Annotated in this window: 17 protein-coding genes; 2 read left to right on the top strand and 15 right to left on the bottom strand. The window is 59.7% G+C overall.

What is annotated here, in order from left to right; genetic code table 11:
- Positions 1-144: 144 nt before the first annotated feature.
- From lipA to ABOK31_RS06560, 12 genes are all read right to left on the bottom strand, one after another.
- A complete protein-coding gene (gene lipA / locus ABOK31_RS06615; protein WP_349958209.1) occupies positions 145-1,116 on the bottom strand; it encodes a lipoyl synthase in 972 nt (323 codons plus the stop codon).
- A 35-nt stretch (positions 1,117-1,151) separates the two neighbouring features.
- Positions 1,152-1,400, bottom strand: a complete 249-nt coding sequence (locus ABOK31_RS06610; RefSeq protein WP_174174727.1) for a GlsB/YeaQ/YmgE family stress response membrane protein — start codon at positions 1,398-1,400, stop codon at positions 1,152-1,154.
- A gap of 34 nt (positions 1,401-1,434) precedes the next feature.
- A complete protein-coding gene (locus ABOK31_RS06605) occupies positions 1,435-1,689 on the bottom strand; it encodes a GlsB/YeaQ/YmgE family stress response membrane protein (protein WP_349958208.1) in 255 nt (84 codons plus the stop codon).
- 55 nt (positions 1,690-1,744) lie between these two features.
- The gene (lpdA, locus tag ABOK31_RS06600) at positions 1,745-3,208 is read right to left on the bottom strand and encodes a dihydrolipoyl dehydrogenase (protein ID WP_349958207.1); all 1,464 of its coding nucleotides are present in this window, start codon (positions 3,206-3,208) and stop codon (positions 1,745-1,747) included.
- A 52-nt stretch (positions 3,209-3,260) separates the two neighbouring features.
- Positions 3,261-3,902 (bottom strand): SGNH/GDSL hydrolase family protein, encoded by a 642-nt coding sequence (locus tag ABOK31_RS06595; protein WP_349958206.1) that lies wholly within the window; start codon positions 3,900-3,902, stop codon positions 3,261-3,263.
- Between the two features lie 25 nt (positions 3,903-3,927).
- Complete coding sequence (locus ABOK31_RS06590) at positions 3,928-5,280, bottom strand: pyruvate dehydrogenase complex dihydrolipoamide acetyltransferase (protein ID WP_349958205.1); 1,353 nt, start codon at positions 5,278-5,280, stop codon at positions 3,928-3,930.
- A gap of 15 nt (positions 5,281-5,295) precedes the next feature.
- The gene (locus tag ABOK31_RS06585) at positions 5,296-6,681 is read right to left on the bottom strand and encodes a pyruvate dehydrogenase complex E1 component subunit beta (RefSeq protein ID WP_349958204.1); all 1,386 of its coding nucleotides are present in this window, start codon (positions 6,679-6,681) and stop codon (positions 5,296-5,298) included.
- A 15-nt stretch (positions 6,682-6,696) separates the two neighbouring features.
- On the bottom strand, positions 6,697-7,740 hold the full coding sequence (pdhA, locus tag ABOK31_RS06580; protein WP_092715521.1) for a pyruvate dehydrogenase (acetyl-transferring) E1 component subunit alpha: 1,044 nt from the start codon (positions 7,738-7,740) through the stop codon (positions 6,697-6,699).
- A 157-nt stretch (positions 7,741-7,897) separates the two neighbouring features.
- Positions 7,898-8,209: a septum formation initiator family protein gene (locus ABOK31_RS06575; RefSeq protein ID WP_047633302.1), complete on the bottom strand. Its 312-nt coding sequence runs from the start codon at positions 8,207-8,209 to the stop codon at positions 7,898-7,900.
- Between the two features lie 222 nt (positions 8,210-8,431).
- Complete coding sequence (eno, locus tag ABOK31_RS06570; protein WP_174174720.1) at positions 8,432-9,706, bottom strand: phosphopyruvate hydratase; 1,275 nt, start codon at positions 9,704-9,706, stop codon at positions 8,432-8,434.
- A gap of 148 nt (positions 9,707-9,854) precedes the next feature.
- The gene (kdsA, locus tag ABOK31_RS06565; protein ID WP_174174718.1) at positions 9,855-10,694 is read right to left on the bottom strand and encodes a 3-deoxy-8-phosphooctulonate synthase; all 840 of its coding nucleotides are present in this window, start codon (positions 10,692-10,694) and stop codon (positions 9,855-9,857) included.
- Positions 10,691-11,578 carry a VOC family protein gene (locus ABOK31_RS06560; protein WP_349958203.1) on the bottom strand — a complete coding sequence of 296 codons (888 nt, stop codon included), beginning with the start codon at positions 11,576-11,578 and terminating at the stop codon, positions 10,691-10,693. The genes kdsA and ABOK31_RS06560 overlap by 4 nt, the downstream gene beginning before the upstream one ends.
- Before the next feature lie 419 nt (positions 11,579-11,997).
- Between ABOK31_RS06560 and lexA the strand changes: the two genes are divergently transcribed.
- Complete coding sequence (gene lexA, locus ABOK31_RS06555; protein ID WP_349958202.1) at positions 11,998-12,720, top strand: transcriptional repressor LexA; 723 nt, start codon at positions 11,998-12,000, stop codon at positions 12,718-12,720.
- Here lexA and ABOK31_RS06550 read toward each other — a convergent pair.
- Complete coding sequence (locus tag ABOK31_RS06550) at positions 12,701-15,178, bottom strand: ComEC/Rec2 family competence protein (protein WP_349958201.1); 2,478 nt, start codon at positions 15,176-15,178, stop codon at positions 12,701-12,703. The two genes, lexA and ABOK31_RS06550, sit on opposite strands and share 20 nt — an antisense overlap.
- Before the next feature lie 281 nt (positions 15,179-15,459).
- On the opposite strand from ABOK31_RS06550, the gene gltA reads away from it, so the two are divergent.
- Positions 15,460-16,749, top strand: a complete 1,290-nt coding sequence (gene gltA / locus ABOK31_RS06545) for a citrate synthase (RefSeq protein WP_015339806.1) — start codon at positions 15,460-15,462, stop codon at positions 16,747-16,749.
- A 27-nt stretch (positions 16,750-16,776) separates the two neighbouring features.
- On the opposite strand, the gene lpxB is transcribed toward gltA, so the two are convergent.
- Together lpxB and ABOK31_RS06535 are read right to left on the bottom strand one after the other, a co-directional pair.
- On the bottom strand, positions 16,777-17,958 hold the full coding sequence (gene lpxB, locus ABOK31_RS06540; RefSeq protein ID WP_174174713.1) for a lipid-A-disaccharide synthase: 1,182 nt from the start codon (positions 17,956-17,958) through the stop codon (positions 16,777-16,779).
- Positions 17,955-18,836 carry an LpxI family protein gene (locus ABOK31_RS06535; RefSeq protein ID WP_349958200.1) on the bottom strand — a complete coding sequence of 294 codons (882 nt, stop codon included), beginning with the start codon at positions 18,834-18,836 and terminating at the stop codon, positions 17,955-17,957. Before ABOK31_RS06535 ends, lpxB begins: the two co-directional genes overlap by 4 nt.
- Position 18,837: the final 1 nt, after the last annotated feature.

The following is an 18,837-nucleotide window of genomic DNA, read 5'->3' as shown; positions in this document are numbered from 1 at the left end:
CCATGATCGAATCTAAAGCGCCGATACCGGTGACAAACGGCGGGGGTGTTCCCTAGGCCGCGTCGATGACAGATGAATGACAGAACGAAAAAACCGCGGCACACTCGCCGCGGTTCGTTCGAAAGTAGATGCGTCCGGCTGGGCTTATTCGGCGGCCAGCAGTAGCTTCTTTTCGCGGGCAGCACGAAGCCGCTCGAAATCATCGCCGGCGTGATGCGACGAGCGCGTCAGCGGGCTCGAGGCGACCATCAGGAAGCCCTTGGTGTAAGCCACGGTCTCATAGGACTTGAACTCTTCCGGCGTGACGAAGCTCATCACCTGGTGATGCTTGCGTGTCGGCTGCAGATACTGACCGATGGTGAGGAAGTCGACGTCGGCGGTGCGCAGGTCGTCCATCAGCTGCAGCACTTCATTGCGCTCCTCACCGAGGCCGACCATGATGCCCGACTTGGTGAACATGGTCGGGTCCAGTTCCTTGACCCGCTGCAGCAGGCGAACGGAATGGAAGTAGCGCGCGCCGGGGCGAACCTTCAGGTAATTGCCGGGCACGGTTTCCAGATTGTGATTGAAGACGTCGGGCTTTGCGGCGACGACGCGCTCCAGGGCGCCCGGCTTCTTCAGGAAGTCCGGCGTCAGGATCTCGATCGTCGTTGCCGGCGAAGCGGCGCGGATCGCCCAGATGACCTTCTCGAAATGTTCGGCGCCGCCGTCTTCCAGATCGTCGCGGTCGACCGAGGTGATGACGACATGGCTGAGGCCCATCTGCTTGACGGCCTTGGCAACGTTATCCGGCTCGGCCATGTCGAGAGCGTTCGGCTTACCGGTCGCGACGTTGCAGAAGGCACAGGCGCGGGTACAGATCTCGCCCATGATCATGAAGGTCGCGTGCTTCTTGTCCCAGCATTCGCCGATATTCGGGCAACCGGCCTCCTCGCAGACCGTGACGAGCTTGTGCTCCTTCACGATCGAGCGGGTTTCGGCATATCCCTTCGATGTCGGCGCCTTCACACGAATCCAGTCCGGCTTGCGCAAGACTTCCGTATCCGGCCGATGGGCCTTTTCCGGGTGTCGCACGCGCTTGGCGTCCGGGTTGATCGTGTCGAGAATGGTCACCATGAAACGTCTACTTTCCGCCGCTCAGATGCGGCCCTTCATCGCCGAGCGAATTTGGCGAGGAATATCAGAATGCATGCACCGATGAAACCGGTGATGAAAAAGCCAAGCCGGCCGCCGGGTACGCCGACATGCAAGGCTACCATCAACGCTGCAGCCACGACCGAGCCGGCGATGCCGAGGATGATGTTGAGGATGACCCCATAGCGCGCATCCATCAGCTTGCCCGCGAGCCAGCCCGCAAGACCGCCGATGATGATCAGACCCAGCCAACCGATACTTTCCATCAAACCCTCGTTTCAGGCTTATTGCTGAGGTGCTCTAGACGATCACTCTCGCCAACAGCACCACGATAATCGCGCCGACCGTGGCATGGATGATCTCCACGACAAGCGCATTTTGAATACCGAGCGATATCCCGAAATAATGGAACAGGAAACCGCCCACGAAAGCGCCGATCACACCGCTCACCAGGCAACTGATGAGCCCGCCTCCGCCAACGATCAGGCTGGCGAGAAACCCCGCGACCAGCCCGATGAGAAGAAAGACGATCCAACCTTCCGTCGTGATAGACATGTTGATTTCCTTTCCCGTTTTCCACCCCCTGGATAAAGGGCATGGCAGGAAATTATCAAGCGTTCAGCACTCGGCCATAGGCGTCCAGCACGGCTTCCTTCATCGTTTCCGAAACGGTCGGATGCGGGAAGATCGTGTGCATCAGTTCTTCTTCCGTCGTCTCCAGGTTCATGGCGACGACGAAGCCCTGGATGAGTTCGGTCACTTCGGCGCCGACCATGTGCGCACCCAGAAGCTCGCCGGTCTTCTTGTCGAATACGACCTTGCAGAGACCCTGGTCTTCACCGAGCGCGATCGCCTTGCCGTTGGCAACGAAGGAGAAACGGCCGACGCGGATGTCGTGGCCGAGTTCCTTGGCCTTGGCTTCCGTCAGGCCGACAGAGGCAACCTGCGGATGGCAATAGGTGCAGCCCGGCACCTTGCCCTTGTCGGTCGGATGAACATTCGGCTGGCCGGCGATCTTTTCGATGCAGACGACGCCTTCGTGCTCGGCCTTGTGTGCCAGCATCGGCGGGCCGGCGACATCGCCGATCGCGTAGATGCCGGGAACATTGGTCTTGCCGTAGCCGTCGATAACGACGCAACCACGGTCTGTCTTCACGCCAAGCGCCTCGAGGCCGAGGTTTTCGATATTGCCCTGCACGCCGACAGCCGAAATCATGCGATCGGCAACGATCTGCTGAACCTTGCCGTCTTCGGTTTCGACATGGGCGGTGATCGAGTTGGCAGCCTTGTCGACCTTGATGACCTTCGCCTTGGTGAAGATCTTCAGGCCGCGCTTTTCAAGCTGCTTGCGGGCAATACCGGAGATTTCGGCATCTTCGACCGGCATGATGGTCGGCATGACTTCGACGACGGTGACATCGACACCCATCGAGCGATAGAAGCTTGCGAATTCGATGCCGATCGCGCCCGAGCCCATGACGAGCAGCGACTTCGGTAGGAAGTCCGGCTTCAGCGCTTCGAAATAGGTCCAGATCAGCTTGCCATCCGGCTCGATGCCGGGCAGAGCGCGCGGACGGGCGCCGGTCGCGACGATGATGTGCTTGGCGGTGTAGGTGCCCTCGCCCTTGACGTTCTTCGGCACCGGATGCTGCGGTTCGACGATGGGCTTGGTCGACTTGCTGACGACGATTTCGCCCGGCTGAGCGCCAGTCGAAGCCTTGGTGATCTTGGCTTCGCCCCAGATCACGTCGACCTTGTTCTTCTTCATCAGGAAGCCGACGCCTTGGTTGAGGCGGGCGGAGACACCGCGCGAGCGGGCGACCACTGCCTTCACATCCGCGCTTACCTTGCCTTCGAGAACGAGGCCGTAATCCTTCAGATGGTTGGAATGATCGAGAATTTCGGCTGAACGGAGCAGCGCCTTCGTGGGAATGCAGCCCCAGTTGAGGCAGATGCCGCCCAGATGCTCGCGCTCGACGATCGCGGTCTTCAGGCCAAGCTGGCCGGCGCGCACGGCGGCGACATAACCGCCCGGACCGGAGCCGATGATAATGACGTCGTAATTCTCAGCCATGTGTTTCCTGCCTTATTGCTGGCGGCGGGTCAGAGCCGGCGCCTTGAATTTATCAGAGACCGAGCATCATCCGCACGATCGGCTCGAGGCCGCGACCGAGCGCCCGGGTGTTTTCCGCATCGAGATGAACGCCATCGAGCGGCGTGGTGACGGCGACCGTATTGGCATCGAAGAAGCCGCATCCGAGTTCATCCGCCAGATCACCATAGAGCGTCGGCAGCTTGCCCGATTCCTTGACTGCGCCGAGAAAGCTGGCCGCAAAGGCGGCATTGGCCGTCTCGGTGATTGCCGGCGGGGCAACGATGAGGATATCGGGCACCTCGTAGTCGAACCCCCAGGCATGATTGCGCACCAGCTGGACCAAGCGGCTGATACCCTGCAGAGCGGCAAAGGCCGAACCGGCGACAACGGGCTTCATGTCGTTGGTGCCAAGCATGATGATGACGAGATCGAGCGGATTGTGGCTCTGCAGGATCGTCGGCAGGATCCTCGCGCCGTTGCGATCGCAATCGGCGAGGTGATCGTCGAATGCAGTCGTGCGGCCGTTCAGCCCTTCCGGGATGATGCGTACCAGGTTGCCGAGCGCCTTTTGCAGCACGCTCGGCCACCGATCTTCATAGGCATGACGGCCGACCGTTTCGGCACTGTAGCCCCATGTCAGCGAGTCGCCGTAACACAGAACAGTCTTGGTCATTCATGCCTCCGTGTCAGAACAAGGCTCAGACGAGCATCCCCATCGGATTTTCGATGTAGCCCTTGAAGACTGCCAGAAGCTCGGCACCGAGCGCACCGTCGACGGCACGATGGTCGGTCGACAGCGTGACGGTCATCACGTTGGCAATCACCATTTCGCCCTTCTTGACGATGACACGCTGCTCGCCAGCGCCGACGGCCAGGATGGTCGCATGCGGCGGGTTGACGACGGCGGCGAAGTTCTTGACGCCCATCATGCCCATGTTCGACACTGCAGTCGTACCGCCCTGATACTCCTCAGGCTTCAGCTTGCGCTCCTTGGCGCGCTTGCCGTAGTCCTTCATCTCGTTGGAGATGGTCGAGAGCGTCTTTTGCTCGGCGCTGCGGATGATCGGGGTGATGAGACCGCCCGGAATGGAGACGGCAACGCCGACATCGGCATGCTTGTGCTTGACCATGGCGCTGTCGGTCCAGGAGACGTTGGCATCCGGAACGTCGCGCAGCGCCAGCGCCAGGGCCTTGATGACCATGTCGTTGACCGAGAGCTTGTAGGCCGGCACACCATCCTTCGACTTCGGCGCGGAATCGTTGAGCTGCGTGCGGAGAGCCAGCAGCGCGTCGAGTTCGCAATCGACCGAGACGTAGAAGTGCGGGATGGTCTGCTTGGATTCCTGCAGGCGCTTGGCGATGGTCTTGCGCATGCCGTCATGCGGCACGAGCTCGTAGGAGCCCTGCTCGAACAGCTTGAGGACGGCGTCGTCGGACATGCCCTTCGGCGCAGCCGGAGCGGCCGCAGCGATCGGCTGTGCAGCCGGTGCGGCAGCGGGAGCAGCCTTGACGGTGCCGCCGGAAACCGCAGCTTCGATGTCCTTCTTGACCACGCGGCCATGCGGGCCGGTGCCGGAAACCGCCGTCACATCGATACCGGCTTCCTTGGCAAGACGGCGCGCGAGCGGCGAAGCGAAGGTGCGATGACCGTCGTTTGCTGCCGGAGCCGATGCAACGGGTGCAGGTGCAGCCGCAGGAGCCGAAACGCTTGCCGGAGCCGCCGCAGGGGCTGCTTCCGCCTTCGGAGCTTCCTTGGCAGCCGGAGCAGCACCGGCGCCAGCGCCGGAAGCTGCAGCCGCGACATCTTCGCCATCGGCAGCGAGCACGGCGATCAGGGCATTGACCTTCACGCCTTCGGTGCCGGCAGGAACGACGATCTTGGCGACGGTGCCTTCATCGACAGCCTCGACTTCCATCGTTGCCTTGTCAGTCTCGATCTCGGCAATGACATCGCCGGACTTGATCTTGTCGCCTTCCTTGACCAGCCACTTGGCGAGGTTACCCTCTTCCATGGTCGGCGAGAGGGCAGGCATGGTGATGTTGATAGGCATCGATGAGCCCTCCCCTTACTTGTAGCAAACGGCCTTCACCGCATCGACCACTTCAGCGACGCTCGGGAGCGCCAGCTTTTCGAGGTTGGCGGCGTAGGGCATGGGTACGTCCTTGCCAGCGATCGTCAGGATCGGCGCATCGAGATAATCGAAGGCCTGCTGCATGACGCGGGTGGCGATTTCCGTGCCGACGGAGGACTGCGGATAGCCTTCCTCGACGGTGACCAGGCGGCCGGTCTTCTTGACCGACTCGATGATCGTCGGAAGATCCATCGGGCGGATGGTGCGCAGGTCGATGAGTTCGACATCGATGCCCTGGGCTTCCAGCTCGGCGACGGCCTTCGTGGCATAGGTCATGCCGATGCCGAAGGAAACGACCGTGACGTCCTTGCCTGGACGGTGAATACGGGCCTTGCCGATCGGCAGAACGAAATTATCGAGCTTCGGCACATCAAAATGCTGACCGTAGAGGATTTCGTTCTCAAGGAAGATGACCGGGTTCGGATCGCGGATAGCAGCCTTGAGCAAGCCCTTGGCGTCGGCTGCCGTGTAGGGCATGACGACCTTGAGGCCCGGAATGTGGCTGTACCAGGCCGCATAATCCTGACTGTGCTGAGCGCCGACGCGGGCAGCAGCGCCGTTCGGACCGCGGAAGACGATCGGAGCGCCCATCTGGCCGCCGGACATGTAGAGCGTCTTGGCAGCAGAGTTAATGATCTGGTCGATCGCCTGCATGGCGAAGTTGAAGGTCATGAACTCGACGATCGGGCGAAGGCCGGCCATCGCAGCGCCGACGCCGATACCGGCAAAGCCATGCTCGGTAATCGGAGTGTCGATGACACGGCGTGCGCCGAATTCCTGCAGCAGACCCTGGGTTACCTTGTAGGCGCCCTGGTATTCAGCGACTTCTTCACCCATGACGAAGACGTCCGGGTTGGCGCGCATTTCTTCGGCCATGGCATCGCGCAGCGCTTCACGCACCGTCATCGACACCATCTCGGTGCCGGCCGGAACTTCCGGATCGACAGGAGCAGCAGCCTTCGGCTGAGCCGGAACCGGTGCAGCGGCGGCCGGCGCCGGAGCGGCAGCAGGGGCTTCGGTCTTCGCCGGTTCGGCGGCAGGTGTTGCCTTGGCCGACGAGATGGCATCGGCGGATTCACCGTCCTGCAGCAGGATGGCGATCTTGGCGTTGACCTTGACGCCTTCGGTGCCGGCTTCGACCAGCAGCTTGCCGATCGTGCCTTCGTCGACGGCTTCCACTTCCATGGTGGCCTTATCGGTTTCGATTTCGGCAATGACGTCACCGGAGACGACCTTGTCGCCTTCCTTCTTGAGCCATTTCGAAAGGGTACCCTCTTCCATCGTCGGAGAAAGGGCGGGCATGAGAATGTCGATGGGCATAGTGTCCCTCCCCGATTAGAGCAGAATGTCGGTGTAGAGCTCGGATGCATCCGGCTCCGGATCGTTCTGGGCGAAATCGGCGCTGTCTGCGACGATATCGCGGACATCCTTGTCGATATCCTTCAGATCGTCCTCGGTCGCCCAGCCCTTTTCGATAAGGCGGGCACGAACCTGCTCGATCGGGTCATGCTCGGAGCGCATCTTCTGCACTTCGTCCTTGGAACGATACTTCGCCGGGTCGGACATGGAGTGACCGCGATAACGGTAGGTCAGCATTTCCAGGATGATCGGGCCTTTGCCGGAGCGGCAATGCGCAACGGCTTCGTCAGCCGCAGCCTTGACGGCGCGAACGTCCATGCCGTCGACCTGGATGCCGGGAATGCCGAAGGAGGCACCGCGCTTGGAGAAATCAGCCTGCGCAGTGGCGCGAGCGGTCGAGGTGCCCATGGCGTAGCGGTTGTTCTCGATCACGAAAATGACAGGCAGCTTCCAGAGCTGCGCCATGTTGAAGCTTTCGTAGACTTGGCCCTGGTTGGCAGCGCCGTCGCCGAAATAGGCAACACTGACATTGTCATTGCCGCGATACCAGTTGGCAAAGCCAAGACCCGTGCCGAGCGAAACCTGGGCACCAACAATGCCGTGGCCGCCGTAGAAGTTCTTTTCCTTGGAGAACATGTGCATGGAGCCGCCTTTCCCTCGGGAATAGCCGCCCTGACGTCCGGTGAGCTCAGCCATGACGCCGCGCGCGCTCATGCCGGTTGCCAGCATGTGGCCGTGATCTCGGTAGCCGGTAATGACCTGATCGCCATCCTTCAGGGCCAGCTGCATGCCGACGACGACAGCTTCCTGGCCGATGTAAAGGTGACAGAAACCGCCGATGAAGCCCATGCCGTAAAGCTGGCCGGCCTTTTCTTCGAAGCGGCGGATAAGCAGCATCTCACGATAAGCCTTGAGCTCCGCATCACGATCGAAATCTGCGATCGGGCCGCCATTGGTTTCCTTGGCAGGCCTTGATGCTGTCTTACGGCTGGAAACGGTCGCGTTTTTTCGCGGCGCCATACAACCCTCCCTGTGTGAGTAGCCTCGTTTTGTGGTGAGGCGTAACATAGGCAAGATTGTTCGCCACAGCAATGCTATAATTGCATGGCTCATATTCATTGCAAGCCATTGATATGACCCACAAAAATTCGATTAACCGGAATTCGGTTAATTATGGCTATTTGTTGAAAATGACGATCTCGTTCGCCTTTGAGTAGGTCAGCTGATAGCGCGCATATTGATCAAGCATATCCTTGTCCAGAGAGCCGTCGCTCAACAGGGCGACCTCCTTTTCAAGGTGCTCGCGCTTGGCGACGAGATCAGCCAGTTCCTTGGCGCGATCAATGCGGCGCTGCTCGAAAACTTCGGTCGCCTTCAGGCCGTAATCGCCATGAATGCAATGATAGCCGAAGTAGCTCACAAAAGCGATGGTGATGGCGGGAAGGATGAGACGGCCGAACCTTCTCTTCTTATGATACTTTGTCCACATACTCGCTCGAAACGCTCTGGCTTTATGCAATCCCACCTCAAAGCCAATGCCGCTTCGAACAAGATCGCATCAAATCAAACACCTAGAGCTAAATTAACCGGCAGAGATTAACCGTCCGTTGACTCTAACTGCACAGCCCAACAAAAAACCGCGCCCGAAGGCGCGGTTCGATCTAAGCGAATAATCTTGCTGCGGATCCGGATGGATCCGACGGATCAGATATCAGCCGCGGAGGATGGAGCGGCCGGCATACTTTGCCTGCGGGCCGAGCGCTTCCTCGATGCGGATGAGCTGGTTGTACTTGGCGAGACGGTCGGAGCGCGACAGCGAGCCGGTCTTGATCTGGCCGCAGTTGGTGGCGACTGCGAGATCGGCGATCGTGGAATCTTCCGTTTCGCCCGAGCGGTGCGACATGACGGCCGTGTAGTTGGCCTTGTGCGCGGTTTCGACGGCGTCGAGGGTCTCGGTCAGCGAGCCGATCTGGTTGACCTTGACGAGGATCGAGTTGGCAACGCCCATGCGGATACCGTCGCGCAGGCGAGCGGAGTTGGTGACGAACAGATCGTCGCCGACGAGCTGCGTCTTCTTGCCGATCAGGTCGGTCAGCGTCTTCCAGCCTTCCCAGTCGTCTTCAGCCATGCCGTCTTCGATCGAAACGATCGGATACTTGGCGGCGAGTTCGGCGAGGTATTCAGCCATGGCGCCAGATTCCAGCGTGCGGCCTTCGCCTTCGAGAACGTACTTGCCGTCCTTGAAGAATTCCGTCGAGGCGCAATCGAGGCCAAGAGCGATTTCTTCGCCCGGCTTGTAGCCGGCCTTTTCGATGGACTTCATGATGAAGTCGAGGGCTGCCGGAGCGCTGGAAAGGCCCGGCGCAAAGCCGCCTTCATCGCCGACGTTGGTGTTGTGGCCCTGCGATGCCAGTTCCTTCTTGAGGACGTGGAAGATTTCCGAGCCCATGCGAACGGCGTCGCGGATGGATTCGGCGCCAACCGGCAGGATCATGAATTCCTGGAAGTCGATCGGGTTGTCGGCATGGGCGCCACCGTTGATGATGTTCATCATCGGGACCGGCAGCAGGCGGGCATGAGCACCGCCGACATAGCGGTAGAGCGGCAGGTTGGCGCTCTGGGCGGCAGCCTTGGCGACGGCGAGCGAGACGCCGAGGATGGCGTTGGCGCCGAGGCGTGACTTGTTCGGCGTGCCGTCGAGTTCGATCATGATGTTGTCGAGCTGGATCTGGTTTTCAGCATCCATGCCGCCGATCGCGTCGAAGATTTCCGAGTTGACGGCTTCGACGGCCTTCTCGACGCCCTTGCCATGATAGCGCTTGCCGCCATCGCGAAGCTCGACGGCTTCATGCGCGCCGGTCGACGCGCCCGACGGAACCGCCGCGCGGCCCAAGCTGCCATCTTCGAGGTAGACATCGACTTCGACAGTCGGATTGCCACGGCTGTCGAGAATCTCGCGGGCGATAATGTCGGTGATTGCGGTCATGATAGCTTCCTGCTCGCTGGTTTATAAATCGATTTAAATCGTCTTAATCGAAGGCGCGGAAATTACAATGGCGATCCGCGCCGCGATTTGGCACTCCTTCAGGCCCGTAACGCAAATTCATGTCAGCCTGTTGAATGCCGGCTACATTTCAGGCCTTGGCGATTGCGTCGAAGGCCAGCAGCTTCTCCAGAAGCCGCGGCATATCCTTCAGATAGACCATATTCGGGCCATCAGACGGTGCATTATCCGGGTCTTCATGCGTCTCGACGAAAAGGCCGGCAACACCGACGGCGACAGCGGCACGCGCCAGTGTCTCGACAAATCGGCGATCGCCGCCGGTTGAGCCGCCCTGCCCGCCGGGCTGCTGCACCGAATGGGTCGCATCGAAAATCACCGGAGCGCCCATCGCCGCCATGATCGGCAGCGAGCGCATGTCGGAAACGAGCGTGTTGTAGCCGAAGGAGGCGCCGCGCTCGCACAGAAGGATGTTCGGATTGCCGCTTTCATTGAGCTTGGCAAGCACATTCTTCATGTCCCAGGGGGCCAAGAACTGACCCTTCTTGACGTTGACGACACGGCCGGTCTTGGCGGCGGCGACCAGCAGATCGGTCTGGCGCGACAGAAAAGCCGGGATCTGCAGGATATCGACCGTCTTGGAAACGATGGCGCACTGCTCTTCCGTATGGATGTCTGTCAGGACCGGAAAGCCGTATTCCTTTTTGAGGTCAGCAAAGACCTCCAGCGCCTTTTCCAGGCCGATGCCACGCTTGCCCGACAGCGAGGTGCGGTTGGCCTTGTCAAAGGAGGACTTGTAGACAAGGCCGATGCCGAGCTTGCCGCAGAGCTCCTTCAGGACGCCGGCAACCATAAATGCATGGTCGCGGCTCTCCATCTGGCAGGGGCCGGCAATCAGCGAGAGCTTGGAGGTGTTGGAGAACAGGACCTTGGAGGCTCCTTCGCCGACGGTCACTTCGGAATTCGTGCTCATGCTATCTCCTCGAAGGCGAACAGCGCGCCCTGACCGGGCGCCAGTCTTGCCAATATACGATTGTTCTTACGCGTATAGGTGACGCCGTTAGCAGTGAAATGCGACGATGTCACGGAAAGATCGCGCGTTTTAAAAAGGATTGCGCGCGCCCTGAGCCCCGGATCGTCTGTACGGACAGGCAGATCATAGAATGCCTCCATTCCTTCCGGCGTCAAAATCTCCAGATCGGCATTGGCGGCCCTGATCGTCAGGCCAAAGGAATGCTCCACAATGCGCGGGCCACCGATAACCTCCTCGAAGAAGCTGCGATAGACCGCCGGCTTCGGCGCGCAAAGCACTACCCGGGCAATGCCGGTCACGCCGTTCTCGTGCCGCTCAAGCATGCCGCGATCGGCTGGTAGCGGATTGATGCGCTGACAGCAGAATGCGAGAAAATCCGGCGCACGCAGATCAGCGGCAAAGCCAAGACGAAAGCCGGCCATGGTTTCCGTCCCATCCGGCATCTTCATCGGACGGGAGAAATCCAGCATCCGTCCCGCCGAGATTGCCGCCGCTCTGAAGCGCTCATCATCCGCAACGGCATCATCCGTGCCGAACACCACGGCTGAAAAACCATCCTCCCCGACCCGAAAGCGGTAAGCCTGGTCGCGTGCGACGAAAACATTACCATCCACGATGCTCTTCTCGCACTGCTCCGGAGATGCCACGCCCAGAGGCTCGAGATAGGTTTTATCGGCAAGGAAGACGCAGGCATTCTGCGTGCCAAAGGGATGGCGCGCATCTGGGGCCACCGTGAAGCCGAGCTTGCCGAGGCGTTCGCGTGCCAGAGCGATGTTGACGGTCGGCAGCACGAGATGATCCAGTGGATGCGGAGACGAAATCATAGTTCCTCCTGTTTGCCTGCGGCAGCAGATTTGCGCCGATCCCCCGCGCAATTCAAGATGGAAGCGTGAACGCCCGAAGCGCACGACATGGGCGGAATGCAATCTCGCAAAAGTGATTGCTGATTCTCTCCCAAAGCCGGCTTATGCGATGTCACATGGCATTGGTCGACATCTTCGATATTCCCGGCATGTCACAAAACCCTGCGAATGAACGAAACGACATTTTCCATATTTTTCGATAGGTTAGCGCGGATATATCGCTTTGCTGCTCTCAGCCGGTCCATTCGCAAGTCATAATTATTTAATTGACCGGACAAGGCTTTACCGAAATTTAAGTACTTGCGGAACACATATGGAACATATAGTGTCCGTTCTGGATTTGTTTCACCGTTTTTTCTTGATTCTGGGGTTCCAAGACGATGTTGACGCGCAAGCAGCAGGAACTGCTTCTCTTCATTCACGAACGCATGAAGGAATCCGGTGTACCACCATCTTTCGACGAGATGAAGGATGCGCTGGACCTGGCATCCAAATCCGGCATTCATCGCCTGATCACGGCGCTGGAGGAGCGAGGCTTCATCCGCCGGCTGCCGAACCGAGCCAGAGCGCTCGAAGTCATCAAGCTTCCCGATGCCTATAATCCCAGCCTGCAGCCGCGCCGCGGCTTCTCGCCCAGCGTCATCGAGGGCAGCCTCGGCAAGCCACAGCCTGTCGCCCCTCCGGCTCCACAAAAGGTGGCAAATGACGATCACAATGGCTCGGCATCCGTACCGGTGATGGGTCGCATTGCTGCCGGCGTTCCGATCTCGGCCATCCAGAACAATACGCACGATATTACCGTTCCCGCCGATATGCTCGGCTCCGGCGAGCATTATGCGCTGGAGGTTCGAGGGGATTCGATGATCGACGCCGGAATTTTCGACGGTGATACGGTGATCATCCGCAACTCAACGACAGCCAATCCCGGCGATATCGTCGTTGCGCTCGTCGACGATGAAGAGGCTACGTTGAAGCGCTTCCGTCGCAAGGGTGCCTCGATCGCGCTGGAAGCCGCAAACCCCGCCTATGAAACCCGCATCTTCGGGCCAGACCGCGTCAAGGTCCAGGGCAAGCTCGTCGGCCTTATTCGTCGCTATCACTGACCGGTGAATTGTCAACGATTGGTGATGCCTGCGCATTTGGTGCATCGAATTTGCCGGTGCGCCAATCATAAGTTCGGTGTCTGGTCCATGGCCGCTGCGGGTTTTCGAACGCGGCGGAGATAGTGGGTTTATCGGCGGTGAGCGCCATTTCGATGGACCCGGTTTTTCGTAATGTCGCACCGGTTATGAGCATCGCTCCGGAGCGGCAATGGTCTAGCCGTAATCGGATTGGCGTTACGACGATATTCGCCATGTCGCAGGCCGAGGGCAGATAGGCTGCGTTCTCGATCGTGACCAATATTGCGCCGTTTTCGAGGATGGCTGCACACCATGCTCCTTTCTGGCAGGCGAAACTGCCCTGCATGGTGCGATCCAGGGCTTCCTCCATTGCCGTCCGGACTGCCTTCTGTTCTTCACTGTTCAATCGTTTATAACGATCTGCCTTGCTGATCTGTGGCAGTCGGCTATCGGCAGGAAGCATAGTCGGCGGCTGATGCTCCGCCGCAACCAATGCCTTTTGCCATTGTTCGAAAATGAAGGCCTGCGGTCTCTCTCGGTTGGTCGCGAGTATATCATCCTGGCGCAACGCGACCAGGACGCCATCCTCGGAGATCATCAGGTCGGGTTTTGGTACGCCGGAGCCGAATGCTGCCAAGCCCACGGATGAAAGCAACAATAGCAGACCCAGATGGCGAAGCCGCGTCCGCAAGATGCTCATGATCAGGAAGCCGACAATGAACGTCGGCATCAACCAGGCCGGCTGGCGGCCGAAGGTAATGTCGCCTCCCCAACCGGCTACGGTTCTTGCAATCACGATGACGAGTTCCAGTCCCTCTCCGGTGACTTTCCAGAAAGGCCCGTCGAGTCCGAGCGGCATGAGCAACATCGCCGCCATGCCGAAAGGCATGACGATAAAAGAGACGATGGGCATGGCCGCGAGATTGGCGGCAAGGCCATATGTCGCCAATCGGTGAAAATGTTCGATCGAGAAAATGGCCGTCGACGCACCGCCGATGAACGAGGTCGACATCACGCCTCCAAAGAAGCGCGTGACGAATAATAGCGGACTTAACAGACGGATGCGCGATAGAATGCTTTCACGATGCCGCCGCCGCTTCCATAACGAATAGCCCGACACGAGCGCCAGCGTCGCCGCATAGGACATCTGGAAGCTCGGGCCAAGTACCTGAGATGGCGACAGTACAAGAATGATGATCGCTGAAAGTGCGACATTGCGCAGACTGATCGATGGCCGATCGAAAAGCACGGCCACGAGCATGATCGCCATCATGATGAAGGCACGCTCGGCGGACACACCGAAGCCGGAGATGAGGTAATAGGCCGTGACAGTGAGAAGCGCGCCGAAGGCGGCGAATTTCTTGGTCGGCCAAGCCTGCGCGACACCCGGAAACAGGCTGAACAAATAGCGTAGGCCAACGTAGAAAATACCGGCTGACAGCGCCATGTTCAGACCGGAGATTGCGACAATATGGGTCAGACCGGCAATTCTCAGCGCTTCGGTCGTGTCCTTGGAGATTGCGCGTCTCTCATCGGTGACAAGCGCTGCAGCAAAGGCGCCGGTATCTCCCGGCAGGGTTTGCCTGATCCTGTCACCTATGCTGTTGCGCAGGCCGGCAAGCCAAATATCGGCCGTATCCATCAGAGAGTCGGCGGTATTATCACTGGCTGGGGACAATAATTTCGGCGTTCCGTAGGCAAAACCATTCGCACCGATACCATTGAAATAGGAGCTGAAGGCGAAATCATTGAGGCCAAGCAAGGCTGGTCCGGCCGGAGGCGCCAGCCGCGCCCTGCCCTGAATACGGTCACCGAGATCGAATGGCTCCGCTTGCTTGCGCACGAAGATCGTAACCCGTTGCGGTGCGCGGCGAATGGAAGGCTTTTCCGTTGCCCCGACGCGGATGACATAGCGCCAGCGTCCATTGTCATAGGATTCCCGCCGTTCGACCTGACCGGTCACGGTCGTCGTCACGGCCGAATCGAGCATGACAGTGGAAACCCGCCAGCTTTCGCATTGCGCCAGCGCCATGCCCAGACAAAGGAGCATGCCGGCAAAAAGCAGATGGCGAAACAGCCTGCCCGCCTCCCGCATGAGCGCAAACCCGCTGGCGAAGACCAACAGGCCCGCAAGAACGGCCTGTGCAGGCGGATCGCTGCCAGCCTTGAACCAGAAAATTGCGCCAAGGCCCATGTAGATCGGCGCAAGCAGGATCGCGCGACCATAGGCCGCCTCCTCTTCGATCAGTCTCAAGGTGCCAAGCCGAATGCTGTCGAATATCCGCAGCAGCCGCGATGTCAGCCGCGTCTGATCTTGCGTCCGTTCCCGTCGCGGCACTTCGGCGCGGGAGGTAATCGTGGCGACAACTGGGCGAGGCTGCGAGAGCGCAGCAACGTCCCCACCCTTCTTCCGCTGCTCGGATGCCTCCAAATTAGGCACGCGCTACCGCCCCCACGCAAAACTACAGCTTTCGCGCGATTTTTGCCGTCAGCAGGCAGTGAATTCAACCAAAATCGGCGCAAGCATGGCGCAATTGAGCCGGTTTGCCCGCGTAGCATAATTAAAGACGCTTCCGCAGTGCCCAAAAGTTGATACTGCATTGCACAATTCAGCGTTAGGATAACTTGGCATTAGGCTCTGGATCATATAGCTAGTCGGTAGTCGCTTAACCTTTTGGCGCTTTTTATGGCGTCAATCCCGCCAAATCTTGGAGGATCAGCATGACGGAACAAAGCGCGAAACTAACTTGGGGTGAAAAGACGGTGGACCTGCCGGTCAAGACCGGAACCATCGGCCCGAGTGTCATTGATATTGGTGCCCTTTATAAGAACACCTCCACTTTCACTTACGATCCTGGCTTCACCTCCACCGCGTCGTGCGAGTCGAGCATCACCTATATCGATGGCGACGAAGGCGTTCTGCTGCATCGCGGCTATCCGATCGATCAGCTGGCCGAACACGGCGATTTCCTCGAAGTTTGCTACCTCCTTCTTTACGGCGAACTGCCGACGGCGGCACAGAAGAAAGACTTCGATTATCGCGTGACCCACCACACGATGGTTCATGAGCAGATGTCGCGCTTCTTCACCGGCTTCCGCCGCGACGCGCATCCGATGGCCGTCATGTGCGGCTGCGTCGGCGCGCTCTCTGCCTTCTATCACGACTCGACCGACATCACCGATCCGCACCAGCGCATGGTCGCAAGCCTGCGCATGATCGCCAAGATGCCGACGCTTGCCGCCATGGCCTACAAGTACCATATCGGTCAGCCTTTCGTTTATCCGAAGAACGACCTCGACTATGCGTCGAACTTCCTGCGCATGTGCTTTGCCGTTCCTTGCGAAGAATATGTCGTCAATCCGGTGCTCGCACGCGCCATGGACCGCATTTTCATCCTGCATGCCGATCACGAGCAGAATGCCTCGACTTCGACGGTTCGCCTGGCTGGCTCCTCCGGTGCCAATCCGTTTGCCTGTATCGCAGCAGGCATCGCCTGCCTTTGGGGACCGGCTCACGGCGGCGCCAACGAAGCTGCACTGAACATGCTGAACGAAATCGGCACGGTCGACCGCATTCCGGAATTCATCGCCCGCGCCAAGGACAAGAACGATCCGTTCCGCCTGATGGGTTTCGGCCACCGCGTCTACAAGAACTACGATCCGCGCGCCAAGATCATGCAGAAGACGGCGCACGAAGTTCTCGGCGAACTCGGCATCAAGGACGATCCGCTACTCGACATCGCGATCGAGCTCGAGCGCATCGCTTTGACGGACGAGTATTTCATCGAGAAGAAGCTGTATCCGAACGTCGACTTCTACTCCGGCATTACGCTGAAGGCTCTTGGCTTCCCCACGACCATGTTCACCGTTCTGTTCGCTCTTGCCCGCACCGTCGGCTGGATCGCTCAGTGGAACGAAATGATCGAGGATCCGCATCAGCGCATCGGCCGTCCGCGCCAGCTCTATACCGGCGCTCCGCTGCGCGAATATGTGCCTGTTTCCAAGCGCTAAGCTTCGGTAATGAAATAAAAAAACCGGTCAGAGATGACCGGTTTTTTTATGGGCTAGAACGTCCAGAACAATCTGCGCCGCCTTGTCGCCGGGCGGCTCCTCGGTCTGCATTCGCTCCCAGACGAGATCGTAGCCTGCCAGCATCGCGGCGCGCTCCGGCGTCTCGCTCGACAGGCGCTCCATATAGCGAGCCAACATGCCCGGTCGCAGAACATCGTTGATGAGCTCGGGCAGAACGGCGTAGTCGGCAATCAGGTTCGGCAGGGCTGCCGTCCATATCTTGATACGCGACAGCACGAACTTCGCGAGCCACTCCGTCTTGTAGGTCGAGACCACGGGAACACCGGCAAGCCCCAGCTCCAGGATTACGGTGCCAGAGGCCGCCATGGCAGCATCCGCCTGCGCGAAGGCAGTCCATTTGGCATCCTGGCCGACAAAGATATCCGGCTTGACCTGCCAATTAGCCGTCAAAGAACGAACCAACGCCTCCTGCCGCGGCACGGTCGGCAGCGAAAAACGAACATCATTATTTCGCCGGCTAAATTCTTCGGTAGCCCGCTCAAAAACCGGAAGCAACTGCCGGATCTCCGATGCGCGCGATCCGGGCAAAAGCAGGATCGTCTTCCGTGCGCCAGGGCCGCCGAGACCGCGCAAGGCACGCTGGCGGCGGGTCTCCAGAAGATTAGCGTCAACCGTCAGACGATGACCGACATAGGTGGTTGCCGGACCACCCAGGCGCTCCATGGCAGCAGGCTCAAAGGGCAAGACGGCCAGCACATGATCGACATAGGCGAGCATCTGCTGTGCGCGATATTCCTTCCACGCCCAGACGCTGGGGCAGACGTAATTGATAACAGGCAGATCCGGCAGCGCCTTGCGCACCCGCTTGGCAACGCGATGCGTGAAATCGGGGCTGTCGATGATCAAAAGCACGTCGGGCTTTGCAGCGATGATCGCCTCGGCCGTCTGGCGAATACGAGCCAGCAGCTTCGGTAGCCGCTTGATGACCTGGATGAAGCCCATAATCGAAAGTTCGGAATAGTCGAAAAGCGAATGCAGGCCTTGCGCCTCCAGCGCCTCGCCGCCGACGCCCACCAGTTCGACCGGGCCATCGTAGCGTCGCTTCAAGGCCGCGACCAGATCGCCGCCCAGCAGATCGCCCGAGACCTCTCCGGCAACGACAGCAAGCTTCAAAGGCGCGCCGCTCACATGAAGCCCTCCGCGCTCAGGCCTCGATCAATGCCGCAGACGAAAATGCCGGCCTCATCGGCAGCGGCGATCACCGCTTGCCGATCGAGGATCAGCGCTCTGCCGGCTTCGACGGCGACACCAGCAAGCCCTGCCTTCTTGGCATTTAGTACCGTGGAGACGCCGATCGACGGCAAATCGGCCCGGACATCCTGCTGCGGCTTGCAGAGTTTGACGAGCACGCCGCGCCGGCGGGTGGAAATGCGTCCAGCCGCGCGCAGTTCGGCAACCCGCTCGATCATCTTGTCCGTGCCCTCGGCGCCTTCGAGCGCCACGACGCGGCCGCCGACGCTGACCGCACCCTGCCCCACATCCAGAAGTCCCAGCGCATCCGCAGCCTTAGCACCCTGCGCAATATCGCGCAGATCTTCGTCCACTGGTGCGATTTTTCCCAAAGGACCTGTCGTCGCCAACAGATCCGGCGCAATCTCATGTGCGCCGACGACGCGAACGCCACCGGCTTCGATCAGGCGAATAACCATCTGCAGGACGGCATTGTCGCCGCCCGAAAGAAGAGTGCGGATGGTCGAGGGCAATTCCCTGATGACGCGCCAAGTCGGATGCACCTGACGCCAGGAAGGGCGCCGCGCCACGCCGCCCGACATGACGACGCGGTCGATGCCATGTCGGCGGAACATCGCTTCGAGACCGGCAAAATTGCCAACGCCAAGATTGGCATGATCGAAGGCGGACCAATCTCGGTCCGCCTCATCCGTCAACGCGATAATAACGGGGTTTTCACCAGCCTGCCGGGCGGCGTCAGCAACATAAACCGGCAAAAGGCCGCTGCCTGCGATGATCGCCAGCCTGCCCTTGCCGTTTTGGCCGGCCGAAACCACT

Source organism: Rhizobium sp. ZPR4, from assembly GCF_040215725.1.
GTDB classification, from domain to species: Bacteria; Pseudomonadota; Alphaproteobacteria; order Rhizobiales; family Rhizobiaceae; genus Rhizobium; species Rhizobium rhizogenes_D.
The sequence above is the reverse complement of the archived record's forward strand: the minus strand, read 5'-3'. Positions and strand labels throughout refer to the sequence as shown.

Bases quoted from the DNA above. Each gene is read 5' to 3' on its own strand.
- lipA (WP_349958209.1), bottom strand. From the start codon at position 1,116: ATGGTGACCATTCTCGACACGATCAACCCGGACGCCAAGCGCGTGCGA.
- ABOK31_RS06610 (WP_174174727.1), bottom strand. From the start codon at position 1,400: ATGGAAAGTATCGGTTGGCTGGGTCTGATCATCATCGGCGGTCTTGCG.
- ABOK31_RS06605 (WP_349958208.1), bottom strand. From the start codon at position 1,689: ATGTCTATCACGACGGAAGGTTGGATCGTCTTTCTTCTCATCGGGCTG.
- lpdA (WP_349958207.1), bottom strand. From the start codon at position 3,208: ATGGCTGAGAATTACGACGTCATTATCATCGGCTCCGGTCCGGGCGGT.
- ABOK31_RS06595 (WP_349958206.1), bottom strand. From the start codon at position 3,902: ATGACCAAGACTGTTCTGTGTTACGGCGACTCGCTGACATGGGGCTAC.
- ABOK31_RS06590 (WP_349958205.1), bottom strand. From the start codon at position 5,280: ATGCCTATCAACATCACCATGCCTGCCCTCTCGCCGACCATGGAAGAG.
- ABOK31_RS06585 (WP_349958204.1), bottom strand. From the start codon at position 6,681: ATGCCCATCGACATTCTCATGCCCGCCCTTTCTCCGACGATGGAAGAG.
- pdhA (WP_092715521.1), bottom strand. From the start codon at position 7,740: ATGGCGCCGCGAAAAAACGCGACCGTTTCCAGCCGTAAGACAGCATCA.
- ABOK31_RS06575 (WP_047633302.1), bottom strand. From the start codon at position 8,209: ATGTGGACAAAGTATCATAAGAAGAGAAGGTTCGGCCGTCTCATCCTT.
- eno (WP_174174720.1), bottom strand. From the start codon at position 9,706: ATGACCGCAATCACCGACATTATCGCCCGCGAGATTCTCGACAGCCGT.
- kdsA (WP_174174718.1), bottom strand. From the start codon at position 10,694: ATGAGCACGAATTCCGAAGTGACCGTCGGCGAAGGAGCCTCCAAGGTC.
- ABOK31_RS06560 (WP_349958203.1), bottom strand. From the start codon at position 11,578: ATGATTTCGTCTCCGCATCCACTGGATCATCTCGTGCTGCCGACCGTC.
- lexA (WP_349958202.1), top strand. From the start codon at position 11,998: ATGTTGACGCGCAAGCAGCAGGAACTGCTTCTCTTCATTCACGAACGC.
- gltA (WP_015339806.1), top strand. From the start codon at position 15,460: ATGACGGAACAAAGCGCGAAACTAACTTGGGGTGAAAAGACGGTGGAC.